We start from the raw sequence: 26,608 nt of genomic DNA on the forward strand, positions 1-26,608 counted from the left end.
GTAACGGCACCGGCCACAAAAAAGGGCGGCCTGGGCCACCCTTTTTATGCTTGCATCACGGGATTAATCGAGTGTTAACGTTGCCTGCACCTCAGTGCAGGCCCTGGATGTAGCTGGAGACCGCCGCAATGTCTTCATCACTCAGCTTGCGGGCGATGGTGCGCATGATCGCCGCGTCGCCATCGTTGGCGCGTCCCGCCTCTTCCTTGCGGAAATCGGTCAACTGTTTGGCGATGTAGGTCGCATGCTGGCCACTCAGATGCGGGAAGCCGGCGGCGGCGATGCCCGCGCCATTGGGCGAATGGCAGCCGGTGCAGGCTGGCAGGCCTTTTTCCAGGTCGCCGCCGCGGAATAGTTTCTCACCACGGGCCACCAGTTTCGGATCAGCAGCTCCCACACTGCCTTTCTGGCTGGCAAAATACGCCGCGAGGTCTGCCAAGTCCTGATCGCTGAGGTTGGTCAGCAAGCCGGTCATTTCCAGGACCGTGCGCTTGCCATCCTTGATGTCGTGCAGTTGCTTGGTCAGGTAACGTTCACCCTGGCCGGCCAGTTTGGGGAAGTTCGGCGCCGGGCTGTTACCATCCGGTCCATGGCAGGCACCACATACGGCGGCTTTCGCTTGACCGGCAGTGGCATCACCTTTCAGGGGGCCCTCTGCAGCGACGGCAACGCCTGTGATGCCCAAGGTCAACAGCAGACTCACGATCAGTTTGTTCATCAGCTAATCCAACTACGGCTAAGGGGTTTAAGAGTTATCTACCGGGTTTACTCACCATCAACTCAATGACGGCCTGGTAATCCTCAGTACTGCAGTCCATGCACAAACCACGCGTCGGCATTGCCTTGAAACCCTGGGTCACGTGTTGCACCAGCGTGTCCATGCCTTGCGCCAGTCTTGGCGCCCAGGCTGCCTCGTCACCCCGTACGGGGGCGTTGGGCAACTGGCCGGCAGGCAAGCCACGCAAACTCGGTTGTACACCGCTTCCGGATCCTGTGTAGCCTGAGCGCCGTAAAGCGGGAGCAGGACACCGATAGCGAGCAACCACTTGGTCATACGTCGACCATTTCAGGGTTTGAGAGCGTTTTGCGTTCTAATGCGCAATAAAGGTCTATCGCTCCCGTGAACTTCATCCTTCGCTGGGACAAAGCACACACAAAATCTGCGGCATTATATACTGGCGCTACTGAAACGGAAACGACACCGCTTGCCGCACCCTTTCTCGGCACCGCCCACATCGGAAAACTCATGCAACTCAAGAATCCCATCCTCGGCCTGTGCCAACAGTCCACGTTCATGCTCAGCGCCGCCAAAGTTGACCAATGCCCCGATGACGAAGGCTTTGAAGTCGCCTTTGCCGGTCGCTCCAACGCCGGCAAGTCCAGCGCGTTGAACACCCTGACTCACGCCAGCCTGGCACGCACCTCGAAAACCCCGGGCCGTACGCAACTCCTCAATTTCTTCAAGCTAGACGATGATCGGCGTCTGGTCGACCTGCCGGGCTACGGTTACGCAAAAGTACCCATCCCGCTGAAGCTGCACTGGCAGCGTCACCTGGAGGCTTACCTGGGCGGCCGAGAGAGTTTGAAGGGTTTGATTCTGATGATGGACATCCGCCATCCGATGACCGACTTCGACCTGTTGATGCTCGATTGGGCTGTCGCCAGCGGCATGCCGATGCATATCCTGCTGACCAAGGCCGACAAGCTGACCTACGGCGCCGCCAAGAACACTCTGCTCAAAGTGCAGTCGGAAATCCGTAAGGGCTGGGGCGATACGATCACCATTCAGCTGTTCTCGGCGCCTAAACGCCTGGGCTTGGAAGAGGCTTACACCGTATTGGCCGGCTGGATGGAGCTGGCAGACAAGGGCGCAGAAATCGCGGAGTAACTTTTCTGCAGGCAAAAAAAACCCCGGACTTCGTATGGGGAGGGGAAGTTCGGGGTTCAAGTTCCGGACCGCTAGGGCGGGGTCCAGATATCTGCCAACACTTAACACAACATAGGAGCATTGAAGGGCTTCACCACCCATTCAGTAACTCTGAGTAGCAGTTCACAGGTTAAGTTCCGGCAGGTTCAAAAAACTATTGGAAATAACCGACGAAGACTTCTGGACTAAAGCACTCTGCCACCACGCAAGGTGGTGGCAGGAGCCCCGTCATCAGTGTGCTTCGTCCCAGTTATCGCCTACACCCACTTCCACCAGCAGCGGTACGTCCAACTGGGCAGCCGCACTCATGTGCTCGCGAATTTTCTCGCTGACTTGCGCGACGAGGTCTTCACGCACTTCCAGCACCAATTCATCGTGTACCTGCAGGATCACCTTGGCATCCAGGCCTGAGTCGGTCAGCCAGTTATCCACCAACACCATGGCTTTCTTGATGATATCTGCCGCCGTGCCCTGCATCGGCGCGTTGATCGCAGTGCGCTCAGCGGCCGCGCGTTCCTGTGGCTTGTTGGAGTGGATATCCGGCAAGTAGAGGCGACGACCGAAGAAAGTCTCGACGTAGCCTTGGTCGGACGCCTGGGCCCGGGTGCGTTCCATGTACTCGCGAACACCGGGATAACGGGCGAAATACACATCAATGTACGCCTTGGCCGTCTTGGTATCGACGCCAATGTCCTTGCCCAGCTTCTGCGCGCCCATGCCATAGATCAAACCGAAGTTGATCGCCTTGGCGCTGCGACGCTGGTCGGAGGTGACCTCGCCCAATTCAACCTTGAACACCTCGGCCGCCGTGGCCGTGTGTACGTCGAGGTTGTGACGGAAGGCATTCATCAACCCCTCGTCTTTCGACAGGTGGGCCATGATCCGCAGCTCAATCTGCGAATAGTCCGCCGCCAGCAATTTGTAGCCCTTTGGCGCAATGAACGCCTGGCGAATCCGCCGCCCTTCGGCGGTACGTACCGGGATGTTCTGCAGGTTCGGATCACTGGAAGACAACCGCCCGGTCGCCGCCACCGCCTGGTGATACGAGGTGTGGATACGCCCGGTGCGCGGGTTGATCTGTTCCGGCAGCCGGTCGGTGTAAGTGCTTTTGAGCTTGCTCATGCTGCGGTACTGCATCAGCACCTTGGGCAGCGGGTAATCATCTTCGGCCAGCTTGGCCAGAACTTCTTCGGCGGTCGAAGCCTGGCCCTTGCCGGTTTTTTTAAGCACTGGCAGGCCGAGTTTTTCGTACAGGATTGCGCCAAGTTGCTTGGGCGAACCCAGGTTGAACTCTTCGCCGGCGATCTCAAACGCCTGGCGCTCGAGCTCGACCATCTTGTTGCCCAGCTCGATGCTCTGGACGCCCAGCAAGTCCTTGTCGACCAGCGCGCCCTGGCGCTCGATACGCGCCAACACCGGCACCAGCGGCATCTCGATATCCGTGAGTACACCTGCCAGGCTCGGGATGGCCGCCAGTTGCGCAAACAGCGCCTGGTGCAGGCGCAAGGTCACATCGGCGTCTTCCGCCGCATAAGGGCCAGCCTGCTCCAGGGCAATCTGATCGAAGGTGAGCTGCTTGGCTCCCTTGCCAGCGATGTCCTGGAAGGCAACGGTGTCGTAGTCCAAGTACTTCTTGGCTAGGCTGTCCATGTCATGCCGCGTTGCGGTGGCGTTCAACACGTAGGATTCAAGCATGGTGTCAAAGGCGATGCCGCGCACGGTAATGCCATGAGCCGGGTCGCCGCCGATGGCGCAGTTGGCCAGGATGTTCATGTCGAACTTGGCGTGCTGGCCGACTTTGAGCTTGGTCGGGTCTTCCAGCAGTGGCTTCAGGGCCAGCAGCACGGTATCGCGGTCCAACTGCTCCGGCACGCCGATGTAGGAGTGGGTCAGCGGAATGTACGCGGCTTCATGGGGCTGCACCGCGAAGGAAACACCTACCAGCTGCGCGCGCTGGGCGTCGATCCCGGTGGTTTCGGTGTCGAAGGCGAACAGCTTCGCGTCGTTGAGTTTCTTCAGCCAGATGTCGAACGTCGCCTGGTCGAGGATGGTGGTGTAAGTCGCCTCGGCGGGTGCCACCACTTCAACAACGTCTTCAACCGCAGGAGCTGCCTTGAGCTCCACTCGCTTGGCATCGCGCTGGATCTCATCAAACCAGCTCTTGAACTCCAGCAGCGTGTACAGCTCCAGCAGTTTTTCACGGTCCGGTTCGATCAGGTGCAGGTCATCCAGGCCCACGTCCAGCGGCACATCGACCTTGATCGTCGCCAATTGATAGGACAGGAATGCCATCTCACGATGCTCTTCCAGCTTGGCCGGCAGCGTCTTCGCACCCCGGATAGGCAGGGTCGGCACGATATCCAATTGCTCATACAGCTCTTTGAGGCCACCGTTCACGCCAACCAGCAAACCTGAAGCGGTCTTCGGACCGATGCCCGGGACGCCTGGGATGTTGTCGGACGAATCGCCCATCAATGCCAGGTAGTCGATGATCTGCTCGGGAGCGACACCGAATTTCTCCTTCACGCCCTCGATGTCCATCGCGCTACCGGTCATGGTGTTGACCAAGGTAATGTGCCCGTCGACCAGCTGTGCCATGTCCTTGTCCCCGGTGGAAATAACCACCGGGCGGTCAGCGGCCGCACTGCTGCGGGCCAGGGTGCCGATCACGTCATCGGCCTCGACGCCTTCGACGCACAACAGCGGGAAGCCCAGGGCGATCACGCTCTGGTGCAGGGGTTCGATCTGCAGGCGCATGTCATCGGGCATGCTTGGGCGATTGGCCTTGTATTCGGCGTACATGTCATCGCGAAAGGTCCCACCCTTGGCATCGAACACCACCGCGAACGGACTGTCCGGGTATTGCTTGCGCAGGCTTTTGAGCATGTTCAACACGCCCTTGACCGCGCCGGTGGGCAGGCCTTTGGAGGTGGTCAGCGGTGGCAGCGCATGGAACGCGCGGTACAGATAAGAAGAACCGTCCACCAGGACGAGGGGTGCTTGGCTCATGAGCAGAATCAACCTTTTCGGCGGGTCAGGCGCTAGAATAGCCGGACCAATGACGACAAAGGGACAAGGTTATCATGCGTACATTCAATCGCCTGCTGCTGACTGGCTTGATTGCACTCGCTCCGATGGCTGCCATGGCGGCAGACGACGCCCCCGGAGGCGATCCGGAAGTGACCATTCGCACGGAAGGCGACAAGACCATCCAGGAGTACCGCCAGAACGGTTTCCTGTACGCAATCAAGGTTACCCCGAAGGGGGCGCCCCCGTATTTCCTGGTGCGCGCGGACGGAACCGATGCAAACTTCATCCGCTCTGACCAGCCGGATATGCTGATCCCGTCATGGAAGATCTTCGAATGGAAATGATTTCTTAACTTCAATTGGCGCCGCGCACCGCGGCGCCCGTACTGGCAGTTTTAACCATGTCTGTGTTCACCCCCCTGGCTCGGCCCGAGCTGGAAACCTTTCTCGCCCCTTACGGGCTCGGCCGCCTGATCGACTTCCAGGGGATTGCCGCCGGTAGCGAAAACACCAATTTCTTTATCAGCCTGGAGCAGGGCGAGTTCGTCCTGACCCTGGTTGAGCGCGGCCCAGTCGCGGAGATGCCGTTTTTCATCGAACTGCTCGATGTGCTCCACGACGCCGACCTGCCCGTGCCTTACGCCCTGCGTACAACAGACGGCGTGGCCCTGCGCGAACTGAAAGGCAAACCAGCGCTGCTGCAACCGCGCCTGGCCGGCAAGCACATCAAGGACGCCAACGCCCAGCACTGTGCCCAAGTAGGCGACCTGCTTGGCCACCTGCACCTGGCGACGCAAGGCGAAAAGGTGCTGGAACGCAAGACCGATCGCGGGCTGGACTGGATGCTCAGCGAAGGCGCGCAGCTTATTTCGCACTTGAACGAAGCTCAGCAGCGCCTGTTGCAAGACGCCCTGGCAGAGATCGAAGCGCATAAGGCCCAGATCCTCGCCCTGCCGCGCGCCAACGTGCACGCTGACCTGTTCCGCGATAACGCGATGTTTGAAGGCACGCACCTCACTGGTCTGATCGACTTCTACAACGCCTGTTCCGGCCCGATGCTGTACGACGTGGCGATCGCCCTGAATGACTGGTGCTCGGACGCTGATGGCATGATTGATGGGCAACGCGCTCGGGCATTGCTGGGTGCGTACGCAGGGCTGCGTCCGTTTACGGCGAAAGAGGCAGAACTGTGGCCGACGATGTTGCGCGTAGCCTGTGTGCGGTTCTGGCTGTCACGCCTGATCGCGGCCGAATCGTTTGCCGGCCAGGATGTGTTGATCCATGACCCGGCGGAGTTCGAGCATCGCTTGGCACAACGCCAGCAGGTCACGATCCAGCTGCCGTTCGCCCTCTAAAGCCCAACTCGGTCATTGTGGGAGCTGGCTTGCCTGCGATAGCGTCAGGTCAGCCAGCAATGTCGTCGCAGGCCCACCGCAATCGCAGGCAAGCCAGCTCCCACATTAGATAGGCGCCATCTGTTACAACGACTCCAGGCACCCGGCCAGGTCGTTACCAAGCTTCTCCAACACCTGCTCATAACCCTGAGCGGTAGCCGGCGTGTAACCGCCCAACGCATCCAACTCCGCCAGCTTTACCGGCAAGCCGGCGACCAGCGTTTCAGCCAGGCGCGGGCGCAACGGCGGCTCACTGAACACACACGTCTTGCCGACTTCCTGCAAACGCGTACGCATCGCAGCCACGTGCTGGGCGCCGGGTTGTACCTCGGCGGCAACGCTGAACACACCAGTGTGCTTGAGGCCGTAAGCGTCTTCGAAGTAATCGAAAGCTTCGTGGAACACGAAGTAAGGCTTGCCATCGATCGGCGCCAAGCGGGCTTTCAGGCGAGCGTCCAGCGCATCAAGGCGCTCTTCGAAGGCCTTAGCGTTGCTCTGGTACCGCGCGGCATTGGCCGGATCGGCGGCAGCCAGGTCAGCCGCCATGCGCGCAGCAATCACCCGAGCATTCACCGTCGACAACCACAAGTGCGCATCCAGGCTGCCCGGGCGGTGATCGTGGTCGTGTTCGTCGGCTTCATCGGCGTGTGAGTGGCTATCTTCGGCAAAACGACGCAGCTTCATGCCTGGCAGATCCTGCACTGCCACTGTCGCGGCCGTACGACCTTTCAACACGCGCGGCAGGAAACTCTCCATATCCGGGCCGATCCAGTACAGCAGGTCCACCGACTGCACGCGCCGTACGTCGGATGGTCGCAACGCATAGTTATGGGGCGACGCACCGGGGGGCAACAACACCTCGGGAACCGCCACACCGTCCTGCACAGCAGCGGCAATCAACTGCAATGGCTTGATGCTGGTCAGCACCTTGACCTCGGCCTGAGCGGCGCCAGTAATGAACAAACTGGTGACAAATACGACAAAAACGGGAAAAAGTCGGGACACGATGACCACTCAATGGCGTAGGAACGGGTAACATAATAACGTCTCTATCAAATATCTGTCGCCGCTCATGCCTAAAACACCGCTTGCCAGCCGTCCCCACGACCACTCTCACTGCGTGCATACCGCGCTGTCGGAGGCCGACACCCTGTGCACACAGAAGGGGTTGCGCCTGACCGCCTTGCGTCGCCGCGTGCTGGAACTGGTGTGGCAGAGCCACAAGCCGCTGGGCGCCTACGACATCCTCGGCGTGCTCAGTGAGCAAGACGGCCGTCGCGCAGCACCGCCGACCGTGTACCGCGCACTCGACTTCCTGCTGGAAAACGGCCTGGTGCACCGCATCGCCTCGTTGAACGCCTTCGTCGGCTGCAGCCACCCGGAACACGCGCACCAGGGCCAGTTCCTGATCTGCCGCGAGTGCCACGCCGCCATCGAGCTTGAACAAAAAAGCATCAGCGACGCCATCATCAAAAGCTCTGCCGATGTCGGCTTCCGGGTCGAAGGGCAAACGGTCGAAGTGGTCGGCCTGTGCTCGGGCTGCCAGGGGGCTTGATGAGCAACGCGTTAATCCGCCTGGAGCAGGTCGGGGTCACGTTCGCCGGGCAAAACGTGCTGGATAACATCGCGCTGAGCGTGGAGCCTGGGCAGATCGTCACCTTGATCGGCCCCAATGGCGCCGGCAAGACCACGCTGGTTCGCGCCGTACTCGGCCTGCTCAAGCCCGATACCGGCAGCGTATGGCGCAAACCCAAGCTGCGCGTCGGCTATATGCCGCAGAAGCTGCACGTCGACCCGACATTGCCTCTCTCTGTGTTGCGCTTCCTGCGCCTGGTGCCGGGCGTGGACCGCGCCCGCGCCCAGGCTGCGCTCAAGGAAGTCGGCGCCGAACAGGTGATCGACAGCCCGGTGCAAAGCATCTCCGGCGGCGAAATGCAGCGCGTGCTACTGGCCCGCGCCCTGTTGCGCGAGCCGGAACTGCTGGTGCTGGATGAACCCGTGCAAGGCGTCGACGTCGCCGGCCAGGCCGAGCTGTACAGCCTGATCACCCGCCTGCGCGACCGCCATGGTTGCGGCGTGTTGATGGTGTCCCACGATTTGCACCTGGTGATGAGCACCACCGACCAAGTGGTGTGCCTCAACCGTCACGTGTGCTGCTCCGGCCACCCGGAGCAGGTCAGCGGCGACCCGGCGTTCGTCGAGCTATTCGGCAAGAACGCCCAGAGCCTGGCGATCTACCACCACCATCACGACCACGCCCACGATTTGCATGGCGCCGTGGTCGACGATCCCACCGCGCCTCACACCCACGTTCATGGAGATAGCTGCAAGCATGGCTGATTTTCTGCTCTACGCCCTGCTGGCAGGCTTGGCTTTGGCGTTGGTGGCGGGCCCACTAGGCTCGTTCGTGGTCTGGCGACGCATGGCTTATTTCGGCGACACGCTGTCGCACGCTGCGCTGCTGGGCGTGGCCATGGGCTTCTTGCTGGATGTCAGCCCGACCATCGCCGTGACCGTGGGCTGCCTGTTGCTGGCGGTGCTGCTGGTGACCCTGCAACAGCGCCAGCCACTGGCCTCCGACACCTTGCTGGGTATCCTGGCGCCGAGCACCCTGTCCCTGGGCCTGGTGGTGCTGAGCTTCATGCATGAAGTGCGCATCGACCTGATGGCCTACCTGTTCGGCGATCTGCTGGCGATTAGCCCCACCGACCTTGCATGGATTCTCGGCGGCAGCGCGGCCGTATTGGTGTTGCTGGTCGCGCTGTGGCGCCCATTGCTGGCGATTACCGTGCACGAAGAGCTGGCCACGGTCGAAGGCTTGCCCGTGCCGAGCCTGCGCATGGCCCTGATGTTGCTGATCGCCGTGGTGATTGCTGTCGCGATGAAGATAGTGGGCGTATTGTTGATCACGTCGCTGTTGATCATTCCTGCAGCCGCTGCCCAGCGCCATGCCCGCTCACCGGAGCAAATGGCGATCGGCGCAAGCCTGTTGGGGATGCTTGCAGTGTGCGGGGGCTTGGCGTTGTCCTGGTTCAAGGACACCCCGGCCGGCCCATCGATTGTGGTCACGGCCGCCGCCCTGTTTCTGCTGAGTTTTGTCCTGCCCCGTCGAGGGGTGTAGACTTGCTCGCTTTTTGCGCAAATAGAGAGTCGCAGGAATGAAGCTGTTCACCTCCCGTTATCTGCTCCTTGCCGCATTTTCCCTGCTGCTGGGCGCCTGTCAAAGCACACCGCCCGCCGCCCCCGAGGCCCCGGACGCACGCGCTGCGGCCATCGCGCAGCTGGAGCAAAACCTGGCCAGCAGCGAGTTGGCTACCGCCGAAGACCAACTGGCCGCGCTACAGGCTCAATCGCCCAACGACCCGGCGCTCGAGACCTACCAGCGTCAATTGGCCGAAGCCTATCTGCAGCGCAGCCAGATCGTGTTGCAAAAAGGTGACGTAAACGCCGCCGCCACCGCCCTGAGCCGTGCCCGCGCCCTGATGCCCAAGGCGCCCGCACTCACCGGCGGCGTAAACAGCGCCATCACGCATGCCCGCAAAGCCGAGCTGGATAAAGCCGAGGCCGCCCTGAAAGCCGCCGAAGCCAAGCCCGCAGCCAAAGTCATCGACCCGGCAGCGCCCAGCACCACAGTGGCGCTGAACCTCACCAACATCGAAGAACTGCGCCACCAGCTGGACGCAATTGCCACCGACGTGGTGAATTACCAGTGCGACGTGAGCATCCAGGCGCCGCGCACAGAGGATTACCCGTGGCTGGCCACGTTACTGACCAAACGGGTGAAGCGTATCGATTCGGGATATGACCTGAAGATTCACCGGCAGATTCTGAAGAACATTCCGGCACAGGTCGTGCTGATTCCGCGCAAGGCGGACTAAAAAAGCATCGCCGGCAAGCCGGCTCCTACCCATCAACCTGTAGGAGCCGGCTTGCCGGCGATAGCGATCTAACCGACAACCAATAGCTTAAGCCGGAATCGCCTTGGCCTTAGGCTCGCGATCCCAGACCCGATGCTGGCCGATCGCGGCAAAAAACGCCTTGAACGCCTTGGCATCCGATCCCACGATCAGCCCCGCATCCACCTCAAGTTTCAGCAGGTCCAACAACGGCTTCGCGTCACTGGCGACTGTAATCGCCTTGAGGTGCTTGTACGCCTCCAACAGGAAGTGCAACGCCACCCCATCACCGCTCAGGGCTTTCACCGAGTCCTTCCCGCCAGGGACGAACACCGCATCAAACGCAATGGACGGCATACCTTCCATCGACGCATCCACTGGCAGGCTCTTGCCATCGGCCGTCTTCACCGGCGCCGAAGTTGGCCCCAGCAGCTTGGCGTGCGCACCTTCTGCCTCGAGTGCCTTTTTCAGCGCGGCAATCGCCACGCCGTCCACGCCATTGGCTGCCAGGATCGCCACCTTGCGGGTCTTGATATCGCCCGGCAGCAGGTTCGCCTGGCTCAACGCTGGCGAGCGCTCCGGCTTGGTTTGACGCTCCGGCACGGTGCCTTGGGTCGGTGCTGGCAGCCCCAGGTTCTGGGCCACGCGCTTGGCCAGTTCCAGGTCGATATTCGCCAGGATCTCGTTGACTTGGCGCGCGCGAATGAACTCACGCTCTACCTTGCCCAACTCAAAGCTATACGCCGCGATGATGTGCTCTTGCTCGTGCTTGCTCATGCTGCGGAAGAACAGGCGCGCCTGGGAGAAGTGATCGCCGAACGACTCGCTGCGCTCACGGATCTTGTGGGCATCGATGCGCTCCGGATACGTCTCGAAGCCACCATCCTGTGCCGCCGGCGGAGTTTCTTTAGGCCAGCCGCCATCAATCGAATTCGGCTCGTAGGACGCACGACCTTTATCGATGGTGCTGCGGTGCATGGCATCACGCTGGTTGTTGTGCAGCGGCGTCACGGGCTGGTTGATCGGCAACTGGTGAAAGTTCGGGCCGCCCAGTCGGCTGATCTGTGTATCGGTGTAGGAAAACAACCGACCTTGCAGCAGCGGGTCATTGGAGAAGTCGATACCCGGCACGATATGGCCCGGGCAAAACGCGACCTGCTCGACTTCTGCAAAGAAGTTATCCGGGTTGCGGTTCAGCACCATCTTGCCCAGCGGGGTGATCGGCACCAGCTCTTCCGGAATCAGCTTGGTGGGGTCGAGAATGTCGAAGTCGAACGCATGCTCCTTATCCTCGGGGATAACCTGCACACCCAATTCCCACTCGGGGTAGTCGCCCATCTCAATGGCTTCCCAGAGATCGCGACGGTGGTAGTCGGTATCTTTACCGGCCAGCTTCTGCGCCTCGTCCCACACCAGCGAGCAAGTACCCGCCGTAGGGCGCCAGTGGAATTTGACGAAGTTGGATTTGCCCTCGGCATTCACCAGGCGGAAGGTGTGCACGCCAAAGCCCTGCATGCTGCGCAGGCTTTTTGGAATGGCGCGGTCAGACATTGCCCAGATCACCATGTGAGCGGATTCAGGCTGCAGCGAAACGAAGTCCCAGAACGTATCGTGCGCCGATCCGCCGGTAGGAATTTCATTGTGTGGTTCAGGCTTTACGGCGTGCACGAAGTCAGGAAACTTGATCGCGTCCTGAATGAAAAACACCGGCATGTTGTTGCCCACCAGGTCGAAGTTGCCTTCTTCGGTGAAAAACTTAACCGCAAAACCGCGCACATCACGCACCGTATCCCCTGAGCCACGCGGGCCCTGCACGGTGGAAAAGCGCGTGAATACCGGGGTTTTATGCCCTGGGTCACGCAGGAACCCAGCCTTGGTCAGCGCCGAATGGTTTTCATACGTCTGGAAATAACCATGGGCGCCGGTGCCACGGGCATGCACGATGCGCTCTGGGATGCGCTCATGGTCAAAGTGCGTGATTTTTTCACGCATGATGAAGTCTTCCAGCAGCGATGGGCCACGGGAACCGACTTTCAAGGTGTTCTGGTTGTCGGAAATCTTCACGCCTTGGTTGGTACGCAGGGCCTGGCCGGTCGCATCGGAACGGAATGTCTCCAGGGCCTGTAGCTTGGCGTTGGTGTTGCCACGGTCCAGGGTATCGGTGCCCGCGAGTTCACTCTTCGGCGGGGTGGCTGGCTTCTTGGTACTCATCAGACAAAACTCCTTATTCAAAGTGGCCAGAGCGATCCCCGGCTCGTTTGAGCAAAACCCCAGGCACGGCACCTGGGAAATCGAGTTGCTTAAGTAGTGACTGATGGGGTTTTGGGCCGTTCCTTTTTTATGACCTTTGATCGCGTTATTGCCAAATCGCTGGTTGAATGCGAAATAAATGCTAAGAAACACTATACGGACAGGCTAAAATGCGCGCCCGGCTAACCGCTGATCCCTTTTCCATGCGCCCCACAAGGTTCGCTACGTGATCGAGTTTCAAAACGTCCATAAAACCTACCGCGTCGCCGGTAAGGATATTCCCGCGCTGCACTCCACCAGCTTGAGTGTCGAAAACGGCCAGGTGTTTGGCCTGATCGGCCACTCCGGTGCGGGTAAAAGCACCCTGCTGCGCCTGATCAACCGCCTCGAGGAACCGAGTGGCGGCAAGATCACGGTGGATGGCGAAGAAGTCACCGCCCTGGACGCCAACGGCCTGCGCCGTTTCCGCCAGCAGGTCGGAATGATCTTCCAGCACTTCAACCTGCTGGCGTCCAAGACCGTCGCCGACAACGTCGCGTTGCCGCTGACCCTGGCCGGCGAACTGTCGCGCAAGGAAATCGACCTGCGCGTGGCTGAACTGCTCGCCCGTGTCGGCCTGTCGGACCACGCCAAGAAGTACCCGGCGCAGTTGTCCGGTGGCCAGAAGCAACGCGTCGGGATTGCCCGCGCCCTGGCGACCAAGCCAAAGATCCTGCTGTGCGACGAAGCCACCAGCGCCCTCGACCCGCAGACCACCGCTTCGGTGCTGCAACTGCTGGCCGAAATCAACCGCGAGCTGAAGCTGACCATCGTGCTGATCACCCATGAAATGGACGTGATCCGCCGCGTGTGCGACCAGGTGGCCGTGATGGACGCCGGCGTGATCGTCGAGCAAGGCTCGGTGGCCGACGTGTTCCTGCACCCCAAGCACCCGACCACCAAGCGCTTCGTGCAAGAAGCCGAGCAGGTCGACGAAGGCGAGCAGCGCGATGACTTCGCCCATGTACCCGGCCGCATCGTGCGCCTGACGTTCCAGGGTGAAGCGACCTACGCGCCACTGCTGGGCACCGTCGCCCGCGAAACCGGTGTGGACTACAGCATCCTCGCCGGTCGTATCGACCGCATCAAAGATATCCCCTACGGGCAACTGACCCTCGCCGTCACCGGCGGTGACATGGACGCCGCCTTTGCGCGCTTCACTGCCGCTGACGTTCACATGGAGGTCCTGCGCTAATGGAAGCCCTGTTGAGTTTCTTCGCTAATATCGACTGGTCCGAAATCTGGCTGGCCACCGGCGACACCATGACCATGCTGTTCGGTTCGCTGTTCTTCACCGTCGTACTGGGCCTGCCGCTGGGCGTGCTGCTGTTCCTGACCAGCCCGCGCCAACTGTTCGAACAGAAGGGCCTGTACGCACTGCTGTCGCTGATCGTGAATATCCTGCGTTCGCTGCCGTTCATCATCCTGCTGATCGTGATGATCCCGTTCACCGTGCTGCTCACGGGTACCTCGCTGGGTGTGGCGGGTGCAATTCCGCCGTTGGTCGTGGGCGCGACGCCGTTCTTCGCGCGCCTGGTGGAAACCGCCCTGCGTGAAGTGGACCGTGGCATCATCGAAGCCACCCAGTCCATGGGCGCCAGCACGCGCCAGATCATTATCAATGCCTTGCTGCCCGAAGCCCGCCCCGGCATTTTCGCGGCGATTACAGTGACGGCGATTACACTGGTGTCCTACACGGCGATGGCGGGTGTGGTGGGTGCCGGTGGCCTGGGTGACCTGGCCATCCGCTTCGGTTACCAGCGCTTCCAGACCGATGTGATGGTCGTGACCGTGGTGATGCTGCTGGTCCTGGTGCAAATTCTGCAAACCGTCGGCGACAAGCTGGTGGTGCACTTTTCTCGAAAATAACGGCCATGGCCGGCCCCCGCCGGCCGATGCCCGAACAAGGAGCTTGTTGGATGAAAAAACTACTGGTTGCTTTCGCCGCCGTTGCCGCGTTTTCCGCCCACGCCGAGACCATTACGGTCGCCGCTTCGCCGGTCCCCCACGCGGAAATCCTCGAATTCGTGAAACCTGCCCTCGCCAAAGAAGGTGTAGACCTGCAGGTCAAAGTCTTCACCGATTACGTGCAGCCAAACGTTCAAGTCGCTGAAAAGCGCCTGGACGCCAACTTCTTCCAGCACCAGCCGTACCTGGATGAATTCAACAAGGCCAAGGGCACTCACCTGGTGAGCGTCGGCGCTGTGCACCTGGAACCCCTGGGCGCCTACTCCAGCAAGTACAAGAAGCTGGACGAGCTGCCAAGCGGCGCTAATGTCGTGATCCCGAACGACGCCACCAACGGCGGCCGCGCGTTGTTGCTGCTGGCCAAGAACGGCCTGATCACCCTGAAGGACCCGACCAACATCCTGTCGACCATCAAGGACATCACCGGTAACAGCAAAAACCTGAAGTTCCGTGAACTGGAAGCCGCCACCCTGCCGCGCGTGCTGACCCAAGTCGACCTGGCGCTGATCAACACCAACTATGCGCTGGAAGCCAAGCTGGACCCGTCCAAGGACGCACTGGTCATCGAAGGCAGCGACTCGCCTTACGTGAACATTCTGGTGACCCGCGAAGACAACAAGGACTCGGACGCCGTGAAGAAGCTGGTTGCCGCCCTGCACACGCCTGAAGTGAAAAAATTCATCGAAGAGAAGTACAAAGGCGCGATCAAGCCGGCGTTCTGACCTGACTCGATCTCCCAAAACTGGAGATCAAAAAATGTGGGAGCGGGCTTGCTCGCGAATGCGGTGTATCAGTCGACGGAGATGTTGACTGGCACACCGCTTTCGCAGGCAAGCCAGCTCCCACATTTGTTTTGTGGTGCTGGCCGGGCTGGCGTCCGGCTTATTTACGCTGCAACAGCACCGGCAGTTGCGCTACGAGCTTCTGGTTATTCAACGGCGCACGAATAAACCCACGCTGCGTCCCGTCCGGACCGATCAGCGCTAGGTTACCGCTGTGGTCAACGGTGTAGTTCGGTTTGCTGGTGTCGGCCGGTATGAACGGAATGCTGACGGCATTCGAAACCTTCTGCACATCCTCCACGTTCGCGCCGGTCAGGCCCTGGAACTGCGGGTCGAAGTAGCCCAGGTACTGCTTGAGCTGGGTCGGCGTATCGCGGTTCGGGTCGACGCTGACCAGGATCACCTGCAGCTTATCCACCGCGTCCTTGGGCAGCTCGCTCTTGATCTGGCGCAGTTGGGCGAGGGTAGTCGGGCAGATGTCCGGGCAGAAGGTGTAGCCGAAAAACAGCAGGCTCCACTTGCCTTTCAACTCATTGACCACCACCGGCTGGCCTTCCTGGTTGGTCATGCTCACTGGCGGCAGCTGGCGGCTTTGCGGCAGCAGGATGATGCCGGCGTCGATCAAGGCAGTGGGGTCGCCCTGGCCCTTGCCCGAGAGCACTTTGTTGACGGTCAGGCCCATGATCAATGCCACCAGGGCCACCAGGATGAAGACAGTTTTTTGAGTTCGAGTCATAGGTTCAACAGTAAGTAGTGGTCTACGAGCAGGGCGATAAACAGCAGCAGCAAGTACCAGATAGAGTACTTGAAGGTGTTGATCGCCGCGTGCGGCCGACCGCCACGGTACAACACCCAGGCCCATTGCAGAAAGCGCCCGCCCAATACCAGTGCACAGGCAAGGTACAGCACGCCGCTCATATGGATCACATAGGGCATCAGGCTCACTGCCAGCAGGGCGAAGGTGTAGAGCAGGATATGCACCTTGGTGTAGTGCTCGCCATGGGTGACCGGCAGCATCGGAATATCGGCCTTGGCGTATTCCTCCTTGCGATGGATGGCCAGGGCCCAGAAGTGCGGCGGCGTCCAGGCGAAGATGATCAGCACCAGCAGCAGGGGTTCGGCGCTGACATGCCCGGTGACGGCGACCCAACCCAACAGTGGCGGCGCCGCGCCGGCCAGGCCTCCGATAACGATATTCTGTGGCGTCGCACGCTTGAGAAAGCCGGTGTAGATCACTGCATAACCGAGCAGCGAAGCCAGCGTCAGCCACGCCGCCAGCGGGTTGGTGAACGCCAGCAACAGCGCCAATCCTGCAACAGCCAGAAACAGTGCAAACGCCAACGCCGCCAGCGGCGACACCCGCCCCTCGGCCAATGGCCGCTTGTGGGTGCGCGCCATCACCGCGTCGATGCGCCGATCCACCACATGGTTGACCGCCGCCGCGCCGCCCGCACACAGGGCAATCCCCAGGTTGCCAAACACCAGCACTGTCCACGGCACGCCGGCGCGAGTCGCCAGGAACATGCCAACCAGCGAGGTGATGAGCATCAGCACCACCACCTTCGGCTTGGTCAGCTCCAGGTAGTCACGCCAGATCGCCTGGCGGTGGTGTGCGCCGATCAAGGTCGCCATGGCATCTCTCCTTTAAGGGTAATGAGGCCCGATACCTGTTTGCGCGGGATAAACCGCCAGCCGAACGGCAGTTGATTGCGCACCCGGACCAGGCTGGTGCGCGCGTGGTAATTGACCAACACCAGACTGAGCAACAACGCGGCGCCCCCGGCGTTATGGCCTACAGCCACCGCCAGCGGCAGCCCGAAAGCCACATTGCTCAGGCCCAGGCAGATTTGCGCGGCCAGGGCGACCAGCAATAAGCCCGCCAAACGCGTCATGCCCACCACGCGCAATTGCCAGGCCAGGCCGAGCAACACCACGCTGACGATGACGGCGCCGATGCGGTGGGTCAGGTGGATGGCGGTGCGTGCCTCGCTGTCCAGTTGCCCGCCCAGGTAGTTGGGCCCGATGTGCTGGGTGAGATGAAAACCATTGGCGAAATCCGCTGCCGGCCACCACTCGCCATGGCAGGTCGGCAAATCGATACAGGCCACCGCCGCATAGTTCGAACTGACCCAGCCACCCAACGCAATCTGCCCGATCACCAGCACCAGTCCCGCCGTCGCCCAATACTGCAGGCGCTTGGGCACGATCAACGCGGGTAATACGCCGGATAGCCGCAGTGTCAGCAGGAACAGCAGGCTCAAGGTCGCAAATCCGCCCAATAAATGTCCCGTGACCACCTGCGGCCACAGCTTCAGCGTTACCGTCCACATGCCAAACGCCGCCTGGGCGAACACTACCGCCAGCACGAACAGCGGCAACTTCACCGGCTGGCCAGGATCGCGCCGATGGCTCCACGAACGCGCGGCCAGCAGCACGATCAGCAAGCCCAAGGTGCCGGCGAAGTAGCGATGCGTCATTTCCGCCCAACCTTTATCCGCCTCCACCGGCGTATCGGGGAAGTGCAGTTCGGCATGGGCCAACTGGGCTTCAGTCTTGGGCACACTGATAAAGCCGTAGCAGCCGGGCCAGTCCGGGCAGCCGAGGCCGGCGTGGGTCAGGCGCGTATAGGCGCCAAGCAGCACGACGATCAACGCCAGCAAGGTGGCAAACAACGCGAGGCGAAATCCAGGTTTGGCCATGACGATGCCCTTATCCGATGTTGGACAGTTTCAGCAGGTGGCGCAGGTCGTTGAGCAAGTCCTTGCCCTTGACCTTGGCGTCGTAGCGCAGCACCAGGTTGCCGTGGGGGTCGACGATCCAAAGCTGTGCATCGCCCGGTGCTCCGGCGTTTTTGCTGAAGGTCGACAGGTCCAGCGGGAAGCGTTGCAGTTGCGGGTATTCGACCTTGAGCTTGGCGTCATAGTCGCTGCCCAGCGGCTGCGCACTGGCCAAGGCATGGCTGGCGCGGGAGGCATCGCGCCCCAGGCCGATCTGCAATTGCCGCGCGAGGTACACCAGTTGCTGGCAATCGGCAGCACAGGCGGCGGGCGCGGTCACCAGCAGTTGCCAACGTTGCTCATCGGCCTGCACGCCAATGTCGGCGCGGGTCTGGCCGTTGCCGATCATCTCACCGTGGTAACTGCGGCTTTCCGGCACCCAGAACTGCAGCTTGTACATGAAGGTGGCCAGCGCCATCGGGCCGATCACCATCATCAGGATCAGAATCAGTTGCCAACGGCCTTTGCGCCGGTCAGGCACCTCAGACATGTTGAGTGGATTCATGGCCGCTCCCATGGGGCTTCTCCTTTTTGTTGTGCCATCCGAGGTAGAGATAAAGCGCCAGCAGGGCCAGCGACATGGCGAACCACTGCACGGCATACGCCAAGTGTTTTTCCGGCCCCATGGCCACGATCGGCCAAGTGGTTTCATAGGTGCCAGGGCCGGCTTCGGCCCGCAGCTCGTAGGCAAAGCCGCCGCGCCCCAGCTCTGCCCACAACGCGGCAGGGTGCAGCGCTGTCAGCAAGCGCGGCCATTGCGCACCCGCCGGGTCGGCGTGCAATTGGAAGGTTTCGCCGGGGGCGACATACACCCAGGCATCCAGGTTCAAGGGTTGCTCAGGCGTGCTGAAAACGGGTGGCGTGCGCCGGTCCGGCCAGGGCAACCAACCGCGATTGAGCAACAGCCACAGGCCACTGGCTTGGTCGTGGAAGGGTTGCAGCAGCTCTACGCCGGCCTTGCCGTCGCGCATGCGGTTGTCGAGGAATACACTGTGTTCGGCGTCGAACTGGCCGCGCAGACGAACGCGGCGGAAGGCCGGGTCCGCCATGTCGCTAAGTTGCGCGCTGCTGATCGGATCTGCCCCGCGCCGCTCGGCGTAGCTGTCCACCAGCAGCTGTTTTTCATGGCCGCGAGACAACTGCCAGAACCCCAGGCCGACCATCAACGGCAGCAGCACCAACACCACCAATGTCGGTGCGATTCCTGGCCGAAAGCATTTTATGGCGCTGGCTATACTTGTTTTCATTGCCCGCCCATCCCGTTGGAGCCAGACCATGCTCAAAGCCGCTATTGCCCTGATGCTGATCGCGACCGTTGTGAGCCTGTTCAGTGGCTTGTTCTTTCTGGTCAAGGACGAGGGCAACTCCAATCGCCTCGTCACTGCCTTGACCGTGCGTGTCGTACTGGCCGTGATCACCGTGGCGCTGATCGCCTGGGGCTTTTTCAGCGGCCAGCTGGTGTCTCACGCACCGTGGTAAGGCTTCTCACAGCACATAGACGAAGAAAAACAGCCCGATCCACACCACATCCACAAAGTGCCAATACCAACTGGCCGCCTCGAAGCCGAACTGGTGCTCGGCATTGAAGTGCCCCTTGAGGATGCGCATCAACATCACGAACAGAATGATCGTGCCGATGGTGACGTGCGCACCGTGGAAACCGGTGAGCATGAAGAACGTCGCGCCATACACCCCCGAGCCCAATGTCAGGCCCAGCTCTTTATAAGCGTGGATGTATTCCTCGGCCTGAAACCCCAGGAACGCCAGGCCGAGCAGCACGGTGATCGCCAACCAGAGTTTCAGCGCGCCGCGATGACCTTTGCGCAGCGCGTGGTGGGCGATGGTGATGGTCACGCTGGAACTCACCAGCAGAATGGTGTTCACCAGCGGCAGGCCCCACGGGCTGATGGTGCCTTCCGGTGCCGGGTACATTTTCGGGTCGGGGTTGTTCAGCAACGGCCAGGCAAACTCAAAGTTCGGCCACAGCATGTGCGCAATGCCCTTTGAGCCTTCACCCGCCAGCCAGGGCGCCGACATGTGCCGCACATAAAACAGCGCACCGAAGAAGGCGATAAAGAACATCACTTCGGAAAAGATGAACCAGGTCATGCCCCAGCGGAAAGAGCGATCCATCTGCGAACTGTACAAACCGGCGCGGCTTTCCTTGATCACCGCGCCGAACCAGCCGAACAGCATGTAGGCCAATAACAGCCCGCCGACGAAAAAGATCCACGGACCGTGGGATTCCGCCCGCGCGGCCTTGAGGTCGTTGAACCACAGGCCCAGCCCGTACACCGTGATCAACAGGCCAAACGTGGCAATTATTGGCCATTTGCTTTGCGCTGGTACGTAGTACGTATCATGAGACGACATGTATTCGCTCTCCTGATTGAGGGGGCAAACAGTAGCTAGCCGCCGCTGTGGGCAGCCACCGGCGGTTGGCGCGCAGTAATATCAAACAGCGTGTACGCCAGGGTCAGATGCTTCACATCCTTGGGCATGTCGCGGTCGACAATGAAACGCACCGGCATCTCGATGCGCTGGCCCGGTTGCAGCACTTGCTGGGTAAAGCAAAAGCACTCGGTCTTGTGGAAGTACATCGCCGCTTCGGCCGGGGAAATACTGGGCACGGCCTGGGCAGTCATCGGCTTGTCGGTGGGGTTGTGGGCCACGAACAGCATCTCGGTCACCGCACCCGGATTGACCACCACTTCGTCAGCCTTGGCGTAAAAATCCCAGACCATGTCGATAGCGTTGGTGGACAGGAACTGCACCCGCACCTGGCGTGAAGCGTCGACAACCTGTTCACCCTCGTACTGCCCGGCCGTCTTGCCATTGATACCGAACGCTTTGCACATCACGTCGTAGATCGGCACCAGGGCAAAGCCGAAGGCGAACATCGCCACCACCAGGATGAGCAGCCGAGTAACCAGGCGCTTGATAGGCACGGACTCAGCCATGGCGACCACCCCGCTTTTGATTTTCTGTGGGAGCTGGCTTGCCTGCGATAGCGGTGTGCCAGGCACCGAATCTACCCACTGCCACACCCTCATCGCAGGCAAGCCAGCTCCCACAGGAGACCGTGTCGGCCTGCACCAAGGTGTTCATTTCACCTCCGGCGGCGTCGTGAACGTGTGGTACGGCGCAGGCGAAGGAATGCTCCACTCCAGCCCTTCGGCGCCATCCCACGGCTTGGCCGGCGCCGGCGGGCCGCCACGGATGCACTTGATCACGATGAACAGGAAGAAGATCTGCGTTGCGCCAAACATGAACGCACCAATCGACGACACCATATTGAAGTCGGCGAACTGCAGGTTGTAGTCCGGCACCCGGCGCGGCATGCCCGCCAGCCCGACGAAGTGCATGGGGAAGAACGCCATGTTCATGCCCACGAAAGACAGCCAAAAGTGCAGCTTGCCCAGGGTTTCGTCGTACATGTGGCCGGTCCATTTCGGCAGCCAGTAGTAGGCCGAGGCGAAGATGCCGAAGATCGCGCCGGGCACCAGTACGTAATGGAAGTGCGCTACCACGAAGTAGGTGTCGTGGTACTGGAAGTCCGCCGGCGCAATCGCCAACATCAGCCCGGAGAAGCCACCGATGGTGAACAGGATCACGAACGCCACGGCAAACAGCATCGGCGTCTCGAAGGTCAGCGAGCCTTGCCACATGGTGCTGACCCAGTTGAACACCTTCACCCCCGTCGGCACGGCGATCAGCAGGGTGGCGTACATGAAGAACAACTCGCCCACCAACGGAATGCCCACCACGAACATGTGGTGCGCCCACACGATGAACGACAGGAACGCGATGCTCGCCGTGGCGTAGACCATTGAGGTGTAGCCGAACAGCGGCTTGCGCGAGAAGGTCGGGATGATTGAGCTGACGGCGCCGAAGGCCGGCAGGATCATGATGTACACCTCGGGATGGCCGAAGAACCAGAACACGTGCTGGAACAGCACCGGGTCACCACCGCCAGCCGCACTGAAGAAGCTGGTGCCGAAGTGGATGTCCATCAGCATCATGGTCACGCAACCCGCCAGCACCGGCATTACCGCGATCAGTAGGAACGCGGTGATCAGCCAGGTCCAGACAAACAACGGCATTTTCATCAACGTCATGCCGGGTGCGCGCAGGTTGAGGATGGTCGCGACCACGTTGATCGCGCCCATGATCGAACTGATGCCCATGAGGTGGATGGCGAAGATGAAGAACGTCACGCTTTCCGGCGCATAGGTGGTAGAGAGCGGGGCGTAGAAGGTCCAGCCGAAATTCGGCCCGCCGCCGGGGGTGAACAGGGTCGAGACCAGCAGCAGGAACGCCGCCGGCAGCAGCCAGAAGCTGAAGTTGTTCATGCGCGGCAGGGCCATGTCCGGCGCACCGATCATCAGCGGGATCATCCAGTTGGCCAGGCCGACGAACGCCGGCATCACCGCGCCGAACACCATGATCAGGCCGTGCATGGTGGTCATCTGGTTGAAGAACGCCGGCTCGACAATCTGCAGGCCGGGCTGGAACAGTTCGGCGCGGATCACCATGGCGAACGAGCCGCCGAGCAAAAACATGGTGAAAGCGAACCACAGGTACAGGGTGCCGATGTCTTTGTGGTTGGTGGTCAGCACCCAGCGCATCAACCCCTTGGCGGGGCCGTGGGCATGGTCGGCGTGACCATGGTCATCGATCACAGCGCTCATGGCCGTTCTCCTGCAAGCGAGTGGGCGGGGCGGGTCGAGGTAAACGCCTTGAGGTAGGTCATTTGCTTTCCGCCTGCTTGATGGCCAGCACGTCTTTAGGCGTGACCATGTCGCCTTTGTTGTTGCCCCACGCATTGCGCTCGTAGGTCACCACGGCGGCGATATCCACTTCCGAAAGCTGCTTGCCAAAGGCCGCCATCGCGGTGCCCGGCTTGCCGTGGTAGACGAGACTCAGGTGGCCTTCTTTTGGCCCTGTCGCGATTTTCGAACCCTTGAGCGCCGGGAACATTGGCGGCAAGCCCTGGCCCTCGGCCTGGTGACAGGCCACGCAGGTGGTGTGGTATACCTTGTCGCCACGGGCCACCAGCTCTTCCAGCGTCCACTCTTTGGAGGTCAGTTCCTTGAGCTTGGCGGCCTCTTCCTTACGCTCGCCGAGCCAAGTGTCGTAGTCGGCCTTGGACTTGACCTCGACCACGATGGGCATGAACCCGTGGTCCTTGCCGCACAGTTCGGCGCACTGGCCACGGTAGATGCCAGGCTTCTCGATACGGGTCCAGGCCTCGTTGACGAAGCCGGGGATGGCGTCGCGCTTGACCGCAAACGCCGGCACCCACCAGGAATGGATCACGTCGGCAGCCGTCACCAAAAAGCGCACCTTGGCGCCCACCGGCAACACCAGTGGCTGGTCGACTTCCAGCAGGTAGTGTTCGCCCTTGGTGGCCTGGTTGTGGATCTGCTCGGCGGGCGTGGCCAGGTTGCTGAAGAACTCCACGTCCTGGCCCAGGTATTTGTAGTGCCACTTCCACTGGTAACCGGTGACCTGGATATCGATATCCGATTCACTGCTGTCGTAGATATTGATCAGGGTTTTGGTCGCCGGAATGGCCATGGCGACCAGGATCAGCAAGGGCACGACGGTCCAGAGGATCTCCACGGTAGTGCTTTCGTGGAACTTGGCCGCGACCTGGCCCGTGGACCGGCGATGAACGATCATCGACCAGAACATCGCGCCAAACACGATGATGCCGATCACCACACAGATCCAGAATATGGTCATGTGCAGGTCGAACACAGCGTGACTGACTTCTGTCGCCCCTGGCGCCATATTCGTTGTCCAGGCGGCATGTGCCTGGCCGAATACTGACCACAACAGGAGGCCCATCCAAACGTGTGGATGTCGCATCATTGCGGGTTCCCCTTATCGTTCTTGTTATCCCGCCGGTTTGCACCTGCGTCGAAGGGAGCGGCTTCCATACTGCTTACAACCGCTTAGCCTTGCCTGCTTATGCAGTCTGGCGTCATCAGCTAATCGCGTACAAATCCGAGTATAGACAGGCTCTGCAACCCCGCAATGTGTAGGGGCAAATGAGCAAAAATGACCGGTTAGGGCTAATAAAACCGGGTGCGGAATCGTTTATCCGACGAACGATGGCAATTCGATATAACGCAGGCGCATAACCATGAAATAATTATGACAAATGCGTCTTAAGCTCTCGTATAAACGAGCTACCTTATCCTCTCCCTTTTCCTACGCCTGCATCACTGGAGCTTTCATGAACACCGCCGCATTGCGCGAGCAGATTTCCCGTGCCCATCAACACGAAGCCAGCACGGGCCAGCTTGCCCAGCAACTGGAAAAACAATTGCCGCACCTGCATTCGGCCATCTCCCTGGCTGACGGTGATCGCAACATTGTCATGACTCGCTTTGTCACCGCCTACATCGACCTGGTCCCGGACTTGCTGGACGCCGCCAACGATGTGGCCCGCGAGGCGGGTATCGAAAGCCAGATCAAGCCGGTGCTGAAAATTGCCGAGCACTTCTTCCTGCAACCGCCTGCCATCCTCGCCGGCCACGAAGGGCTCGACGGCCTGCTGGATGAGGCCTACCTGGCTCATCGCCTGGTCGAAGAGGTCAACGACCTGTACATCAAGCATTTTGGCCAGCCGTTGATTCCGGCCGACACCACCGTGGCCAATGTCATCGCCCACCAGCTGATCGGCGAAACCTTCGCCAATCAACTGGATGAAGCGGTGCATCACGCGGTGGATGAAATGCTCAACGAAGACAGCTTTGCGCTGGAGTCGGTCGAGACCTATCGCGAACAGCTCAAGAGCCCGGACACGGAAGCCGCGTGGAAGCGCTGGCCGTGCCTGTCGCGACAGCTGGGGGTTGAGTTGGCGCTGGACCAGCCTGCCTGATCCCCCCTTGTAGGCACTGGCTTGCCAGCGATGAGGCCCTTGAACCTAACTGATCTTGCGGGCTTCCTCGCCGGCACGCCGGCTCCTACAGCGGTTATCTGCGCTTCAGGCTGGTGCTGAGCCTATCCCCGTCGTAGTCCGCACCCGACCTTCCAACCGGCGCTTCAACCCGCGCGCCTCGATCACCAGCTTCGAGCCCTTGGCCGCATTGGCCCGCCCCCATTCCTCGAGCAGCTCCAGGCAGGAATGGTCGATGTAACTCAGGTTATTGAGCGGCACATGCACAGTGCTGCCCGCCGGTACCGTGGACAGCACCTGGGTCAACGCCGGCACTTTCAGAAAGGTCGCCGCACCGGTCAGGCGCAGCTCCATCTCGCCCTCCTGGGGCAAGTCGATCAGGCTGACCTTGAGCCGCGAAGCCTTGAACGCCAGCTTGACCAAGGTCAAGCCGAAGCCCACCAGCACGCCGGTCAGCAGGTCGGTAAAGATGATCGCCAGCGCCGTGGCCGCATAGGTGAACATCGGCATCCGCCCATAGCGTCCCAATGCCTTGAATGCCTTGACGTCCACCAGTTTGATACCGGTGTACACCAGCACGCCCGCCAGGCTCGCCACCGGAATGCTCTGCAGCACACTCGACAGCAACAGCACGAACGCCAGCAGCCACAGGCCATGGAACATCGCCGACAGGCGCGTGGTAGCACCGGCCTGTACGTTGGCCGAGCTGCGCACGATCACGCCGGTCATCGGCAAGGCACCCACCAGGCCGCAGAGCATGTTGCCTAAACCTTGAGCAGACAATTCCTTGTCGAAATCAGAACGCTGACCGCTGTGCATGCGATCCACCGCCGCGGCGGAGAGCAGGGTTTCGGCACTCGCGATAAACGCCACCGCAAACGCGGCAATCAACAGTTGAGGATCTGCAAGATTCAACAGATCGCTGGGGCGCAGCCAATCGATGGCATCGGCAAGATTTTCCGGGACTTCCACGCGCTTGACCTGCAACGCCAGCATCAGGCTGACCACGGTGGCCAGGCCCACACCCAACAAGGCGCCGGGTACAAAGCGCAGCGTCTGTGGGCGGAATTTATCCCAGACGTACATCACCAGCATCGTCGACAACCCGAGCAATCCCGCCTGCCAGCCCAGGCCACCGCCCAGGGTCGGGATCGCCTCGGCCAACGCCGCCGGGAAGCCTGCCAGGTTGTCCAGCCCCGAGGGCTTCGGCGCGCCGTCGAGCATCACGTGAATCTGGGATAGCACAATCAGCACGCCAATCCCTGCCAGCATGCCGTACACCACCGCCGGGGCCGTGACGCGAAACCAGCAGCCCAGGCGCAGACGCCCGGCTACCAGCTGCAGAAAGCCCGCCAGCAACAGGATCGGCCCGAGCATCAGCATGCCGTGCTGGCGCACCAGTTCGAATACCAATACAGCCAAACCGGCCGCCGGACCACTGACTTGCAACGGCGAGCCCGCCAGCCAACCCACCACAAGGCCGCCGATGATCCCGGTGATCAGGCCCTTGGCGGGCGGCATGCCAGAGGCAATCGCGATGCCCATGCACAAGGGCAGGGCAACCAGAAACACAACCACGGAAGCGAGCAGCTCCCGTGGCAATACAGCTTTCAATTGAGCAGCACGCATGATGACT

The 26,608-nt window shown here is 60.9% G+C and carries 26 protein-coding genes and 1 pseudogene; 12 read left to right on the top strand and 15 right to left on the bottom strand.

Annotated elements, in window-relative coordinates; translation table 11 throughout:
- Window positions 1-91 precede the first annotated feature (91 nt).
- Together KHP07_RS09300 and KHP07_RS09305 are read right to left on the bottom strand one after the other, a co-directional pair.
- Window positions 92-718, bottom strand: coding sequence for a c-type cytochrome (locus KHP07_RS09300; protein ID WP_034110627.1), 627 nt, complete (start codon window positions 716-718; stop codon window positions 92-94).
- A 34-nt stretch (window positions 719-752) separates the two neighbouring features.
- A pseudogene (locus tag KHP07_RS09305) lies at window positions 753-1,054 on the bottom strand (c-type cytochrome).
- 192 nt (window positions 1,055-1,246) lie between these two features.
- Here KHP07_RS09305 and yihA point away from each other — a divergent pair.
- A complete protein-coding gene (gene yihA, locus KHP07_RS09310; RefSeq protein ID WP_078046252.1) occupies window positions 1,247-1,888 on the top strand; it encodes a ribosome biogenesis GTP-binding protein YihA/YsxC in 642 nt (213 codons plus the stop codon).
- A gap of 270 nt (window positions 1,889-2,158) precedes the next feature.
- Here the strand turns inward: yihA and polA are convergent, their stop codons facing one another.
- Window positions 2,159-4,936 carry a DNA polymerase I gene (polA, locus tag KHP07_RS09315; RefSeq protein ID WP_214497093.1) on the bottom strand — a complete coding sequence of 926 codons (2,778 nt, stop codon included), beginning with the start codon at window positions 4,934-4,936 and terminating at the stop codon, window positions 2,159-2,161.
- Between the two features lie 74 nt (window positions 4,937-5,010).
- On the opposite strand from polA, the gene KHP07_RS09320 reads away from it, so the two are divergent.
- Both KHP07_RS09320 and KHP07_RS09325 read left to right on the top strand, forming a co-directional pair.
- On the top strand, window positions 5,011-5,301 hold the full coding sequence (locus KHP07_RS09320) for a DUF2782 domain-containing protein (RefSeq protein WP_012721523.1): 291 nt from the start codon (window positions 5,011-5,013) through the stop codon (window positions 5,299-5,301).
- A 56-nt stretch (window positions 5,302-5,357) separates the two neighbouring features.
- Entirely contained in the window at window positions 5,358-6,311 is a 954-nt protein-coding gene (locus KHP07_RS09325; protein WP_214497094.1) for a homoserine kinase, read from the top strand.
- 123 nt (window positions 6,312-6,434) lie between these two features.
- On the opposite strand, the gene KHP07_RS09330 is transcribed toward KHP07_RS09325, so the two are convergent.
- The gene (locus KHP07_RS09330) at window positions 6,435-7,364 is read right to left on the bottom strand and encodes a zinc ABC transporter substrate-binding protein (RefSeq protein ID WP_214497095.1); all 930 of its coding nucleotides are present in this window, start codon (window positions 7,362-7,364) and stop codon (window positions 6,435-6,437) included.
- A 58-nt stretch (window positions 7,365-7,422) separates the two neighbouring features.
- Between KHP07_RS09330 and KHP07_RS09335 the strand changes: the two genes are divergently transcribed.
- From KHP07_RS09335 to KHP07_RS09350, 4 genes are read left to right on the top strand one after another with little or no spacing between them, the layout of a single operon-like run.
- The gene (locus tag KHP07_RS09335; protein ID WP_012721520.1) at window positions 7,423-7,905 is read left to right on the top strand and encodes a Fur family transcriptional regulator; all 483 of its coding nucleotides are present in this window, start codon (window positions 7,423-7,425) and stop codon (window positions 7,903-7,905) included.
- Window positions 7,905-8,690, top strand: coding sequence for a zinc ABC transporter ATP-binding protein ZnuC (znuC, locus tag KHP07_RS09340; RefSeq protein ID WP_078046248.1), 786 nt, complete (start codon window positions 7,905-7,907; stop codon window positions 8,688-8,690). The genes KHP07_RS09335 and znuC overlap by 1 nt, the downstream gene beginning before the upstream one ends.
- The gene (gene znuB, locus KHP07_RS09345; RefSeq protein ID WP_012721518.1) at window positions 8,683-9,471 is read left to right on the top strand and encodes a zinc ABC transporter permease subunit ZnuB; all 789 of its coding nucleotides are present in this window, start codon (window positions 8,683-8,685) and stop codon (window positions 9,469-9,471) included. The genes znuC and znuB overlap by 8 nt, the downstream gene beginning before the upstream one ends.
- A 37-nt stretch (window positions 9,472-9,508) precedes the next feature.
- Window positions 9,509-10,228: a PA5502 family lipoprotein gene (locus tag KHP07_RS09350; RefSeq protein WP_078046247.1), complete on the top strand. Its 720-nt coding sequence runs from the start codon at window positions 9,509-9,511 to the stop codon at window positions 10,226-10,228.
- Between the two features lie 87 nt (window positions 10,229-10,315).
- On the opposite strand, the gene katE is transcribed toward KHP07_RS09350, so the two are convergent.
- Window positions 10,316-12,649 (bottom strand): catalase HPII, encoded by a 2,334-nt coding sequence (katE, locus tag KHP07_RS09355; RefSeq protein WP_352152397.1) that lies wholly within the window; start codon window positions 12,647-12,649, stop codon window positions 10,316-10,318.
- A 73-nt stretch (window positions 12,650-12,722) separates the two neighbouring features.
- Between katE and KHP07_RS09360 the strand changes: the two genes are divergently transcribed.
- The 3 genes from KHP07_RS09360 to KHP07_RS09370 are packed head-to-tail and all read left to right on the top strand — an operon-like array spanning window position 12,723 to window position 15,225.
- Window positions 12,723-13,730, top strand: coding sequence for a methionine ABC transporter ATP-binding protein (locus tag KHP07_RS09360; RefSeq protein WP_100491810.1), 1,008 nt, complete (start codon window positions 12,723-12,725; stop codon window positions 13,728-13,730).
- Window positions 13,730-14,404, top strand: a complete 675-nt coding sequence (locus tag KHP07_RS09365) for a methionine ABC transporter permease (RefSeq protein ID WP_078046245.1) — start codon at window positions 13,730-13,732, stop codon at window positions 14,402-14,404. The genes KHP07_RS09360 and KHP07_RS09365 overlap by 1 nt, the downstream gene beginning before the upstream one ends.
- A 50-nt stretch (window positions 14,405-14,454) precedes the next feature.
- Window positions 14,455-15,225 (top strand): MetQ/NlpA family ABC transporter substrate-binding protein, encoded by a 771-nt coding sequence (locus tag KHP07_RS09370; protein ID WP_028618642.1) that lies wholly within the window; start codon window positions 14,455-14,457, stop codon window positions 15,223-15,225.
- Between the two features lie 160 nt (window positions 15,226-15,385).
- Here KHP07_RS09370 and KHP07_RS09375 read toward each other — a convergent pair whose 3' ends face one another.
- Genes KHP07_RS09375 through KHP07_RS09395 form a run of 5 tightly spaced genes read right to left on the bottom strand, consistent with a single transcriptional unit; the run spans window position 15,386 to window position 19,309 of the window.
- Window positions 15,386-16,021, bottom strand: coding sequence for an SCO family protein (locus KHP07_RS09375; protein WP_099493314.1), 636 nt, complete (start codon window positions 16,019-16,021; stop codon window positions 15,386-15,388).
- Window positions 16,018-16,917 carry a heme o synthase gene (cyoE, locus tag KHP07_RS09380; protein ID WP_214497096.1) on the bottom strand — a complete coding sequence of 300 codons (900 nt, stop codon included), beginning with the start codon at window positions 16,915-16,917 and terminating at the stop codon, window positions 16,018-16,020. Before cyoE ends, KHP07_RS09375 begins: the two co-directional genes overlap by 4 nt.
- Complete coding sequence (locus KHP07_RS09385; protein WP_214497097.1) at window positions 16,905-17,984, bottom strand: COX15/CtaA family protein; 1,080 nt, start codon at window positions 17,982-17,984, stop codon at window positions 16,905-16,907. Before KHP07_RS09385 ends, cyoE begins: the two co-directional genes overlap by 13 nt.
- 10 nt (window positions 17,985-17,994) lie before the next feature.
- Complete coding sequence (locus tag KHP07_RS09390; RefSeq protein ID WP_078050842.1) at window positions 17,995-18,579, bottom strand: PA_0111/PP_0108 family redox-active disulfide protein; 585 nt, start codon at window positions 18,577-18,579, stop codon at window positions 17,995-17,997.
- Window positions 18,545-19,309 (bottom strand): SURF1 family protein, encoded by a 765-nt coding sequence (locus tag KHP07_RS09395; RefSeq protein WP_214497098.1) that lies wholly within the window; start codon window positions 19,307-19,309, stop codon window positions 18,545-18,547. Before KHP07_RS09395 ends, KHP07_RS09390 begins: the two co-directional genes overlap by 35 nt.
- Before the next feature lie 28 nt (window positions 19,310-19,337).
- On the opposite strand from KHP07_RS09395, the gene KHP07_RS09400 reads away from it, so the two are divergent.
- A complete protein-coding gene (locus tag KHP07_RS09400) occupies window positions 19,338-19,541 on the top strand; it encodes a twin transmembrane helix small protein (RefSeq protein ID WP_016978774.1) in 204 nt (67 codons plus the stop codon).
- 6 nt (window positions 19,542-19,547) lie between these two features.
- Here the strand turns inward: KHP07_RS09400 and KHP07_RS09405 are convergent, their stop codons facing one another.
- From KHP07_RS09405 to coxB, 4 genes are all read right to left on the bottom strand, one after another.
- The gene (locus KHP07_RS09405) at window positions 19,548-20,435 is read right to left on the bottom strand and encodes a cytochrome c oxidase subunit 3 (RefSeq protein WP_028618636.1); all 888 of its coding nucleotides are present in this window, start codon (window positions 20,433-20,435) and stop codon (window positions 19,548-19,550) included.
- 35 nt (window positions 20,436-20,470) lie between these two features.
- A complete protein-coding gene (locus KHP07_RS09410; RefSeq protein ID WP_025999925.1) occupies window positions 20,471-21,022 on the bottom strand; it encodes a cytochrome c oxidase assembly protein in 552 nt (183 codons plus the stop codon).
- 144 nt (window positions 21,023-21,166) lie between these two features.
- Window positions 21,167-22,753 carry a cytochrome c oxidase subunit I gene (gene ctaD, locus KHP07_RS09415; RefSeq protein ID WP_078046240.1) on the bottom strand — a complete coding sequence of 529 codons (1,587 nt, stop codon included), beginning with the start codon at window positions 22,751-22,753 and terminating at the stop codon, window positions 21,167-21,169.
- 58 nt (window positions 22,754-22,811) lie between these two features.
- Window positions 22,812-23,939 (bottom strand): cytochrome c oxidase subunit II, encoded by a 1,128-nt coding sequence (gene coxB, locus KHP07_RS09420; RefSeq protein ID WP_078046239.1) that lies wholly within the window; start codon window positions 23,937-23,939, stop codon window positions 22,812-22,814.
- Window positions 23,940-24,306: 367 nt separating this feature from the next.
- On the opposite strand from coxB, the gene KHP07_RS09425 reads away from it, so the two are divergent.
- The gene (locus KHP07_RS09425) at window positions 24,307-24,954 is read left to right on the top strand and encodes a hypothetical protein (RefSeq protein WP_099493310.1); all 648 of its coding nucleotides are present in this window, start codon (window positions 24,307-24,309) and stop codon (window positions 24,952-24,954) included.
- A 105-nt stretch (window positions 24,955-25,059) separates the two neighbouring features.
- Here the strand turns inward: KHP07_RS09425 and KHP07_RS09430 are convergent, their stop codons facing one another.
- Window positions 25,060-26,601, bottom strand: coding sequence for a SulP family inorganic anion transporter (locus KHP07_RS09430; RefSeq protein WP_214497099.1), 1,542 nt, complete (start codon window positions 26,599-26,601; stop codon window positions 25,060-25,062).
- Window positions 26,602-26,608: the final 7 nt, after the last annotated feature.

The sequence above is a fragment of the Pseudomonas sp. VS40 genome, from assembly GCF_018587885.1.
Taxonomy (GTDB): domain Bacteria; phylum Pseudomonadota; class Gammaproteobacteria; order Pseudomonadales; family Pseudomonadaceae; genus Aquipseudomonas; species Aquipseudomonas pergaminensis.

Excerpts from the sequence above, each read along its gene's own strand:
- KHP07_RS09300 (WP_034110627.1), bottom strand. The coding sequence starts at position 718 with ATGAACAAACTGATCGTGAGTCTGCTGTTGACCTTGGGCATCACAGGC.
- yihA (WP_078046252.1), top strand. The coding sequence starts at position 1,247 with ATGCAACTCAAGAATCCCATCCTCGGCCTGTGCCAACAGTCCACGTTC.
- polA (WP_214497093.1), bottom strand. The coding sequence starts at position 4,936 with ATGAGCCAAGCACCCCTCGTCCTGGTGGACGGTTCTTCTTATCTGTAC.
- KHP07_RS09320 (WP_012721523.1), top strand. The coding sequence starts at position 5,011 with ATGCGTACATTCAATCGCCTGCTGCTGACTGGCTTGATTGCACTCGCT.
- KHP07_RS09325 (WP_214497094.1), top strand. The coding sequence starts at position 5,358 with ATGTCTGTGTTCACCCCCCTGGCTCGGCCCGAGCTGGAAACCTTTCTC.
- KHP07_RS09335 (WP_012721520.1), top strand. The coding sequence starts at position 7,423 with ATGCCTAAAACACCGCTTGCCAGCCGTCCCCACGACCACTCTCACTGC.
- znuC (WP_078046248.1), top strand. The coding sequence starts at position 7,905 with ATGAGCAACGCGTTAATCCGCCTGGAGCAGGTCGGGGTCACGTTCGCC.
- znuB (WP_012721518.1), top strand. The coding sequence starts at position 8,683 with ATGGCTGATTTTCTGCTCTACGCCCTGCTGGCAGGCTTGGCTTTGGCG.
- KHP07_RS09350 (WP_078046247.1), top strand. The coding sequence starts at position 9,509 with ATGAAGCTGTTCACCTCCCGTTATCTGCTCCTTGCCGCATTTTCCCTG.
- KHP07_RS09365 (WP_078046245.1), top strand. The coding sequence starts at position 13,730 with ATGGAAGCCCTGTTGAGTTTCTTCGCTAATATCGACTGGTCCGAAATC.
- KHP07_RS09370 (WP_028618642.1), top strand. The coding sequence starts at position 14,455 with ATGAAAAAACTACTGGTTGCTTTCGCCGCCGTTGCCGCGTTTTCCGCC.
- KHP07_RS09375 (WP_099493314.1), bottom strand. The coding sequence starts at position 16,021 with ATGACTCGAACTCAAAAAACTGTCTTCATCCTGGTGGCCCTGGTGGCA.
- cyoE (WP_214497096.1), bottom strand. The coding sequence starts at position 16,917 with ATGGCGACCTTGATCGGCGCACACCACCGCCAGGCGATCTGGCGTGAC.
- KHP07_RS09385 (WP_214497097.1), bottom strand. The coding sequence starts at position 17,984 with ATGGCCAAACCTGGATTTCGCCTCGCGTTGTTTGCCACCTTGCTGGCG.
- KHP07_RS09390 (WP_078050842.1), bottom strand. The coding sequence starts at position 18,579 with ATGGGAGCGGCCATGAATCCACTCAACATGTCTGAGGTGCCTGACCGG.
- KHP07_RS09395 (WP_214497098.1), bottom strand. The coding sequence starts at position 19,309 with ATGAAAACAAGTATAGCCAGCGCCATAAAATGCTTTCGGCCAGGAATC.
- KHP07_RS09400 (WP_016978774.1), top strand. The coding sequence starts at position 19,338 with ATGCTCAAAGCCGCTATTGCCCTGATGCTGATCGCGACCGTTGTGAGC.
- KHP07_RS09405 (WP_028618636.1), bottom strand. The coding sequence starts at position 20,435 with ATGTCGTCTCATGATACGTACTACGTACCAGCGCAAAGCAAATGGCCA.
- KHP07_RS09410 (WP_025999925.1), bottom strand. The coding sequence starts at position 21,022 with ATGGCTGAGTCCGTGCCTATCAAGCGCCTGGTTACTCGGCTGCTCATC.
- ctaD (WP_078046240.1), bottom strand. The coding sequence starts at position 22,753 with ATGAGCGCTGTGATCGATGACCATGGTCACGCCGACCATGCCCACGGC.
- coxB (WP_078046239.1), bottom strand. The coding sequence starts at position 23,939 with ATGATGCGACATCCACACGTTTGGATGGGCCTCCTGTTGTGGTCAGTA.
- KHP07_RS09425 (WP_099493310.1), top strand. The coding sequence starts at position 24,307 with ATGAACACCGCCGCATTGCGCGAGCAGATTTCCCGTGCCCATCAACAC.
- KHP07_RS09430 (WP_214497099.1), bottom strand. The coding sequence starts at position 26,601 with ATGCGTGCTGCTCAATTGAAAGCTGTATTGCCACGGGAGCTGCTCGCT.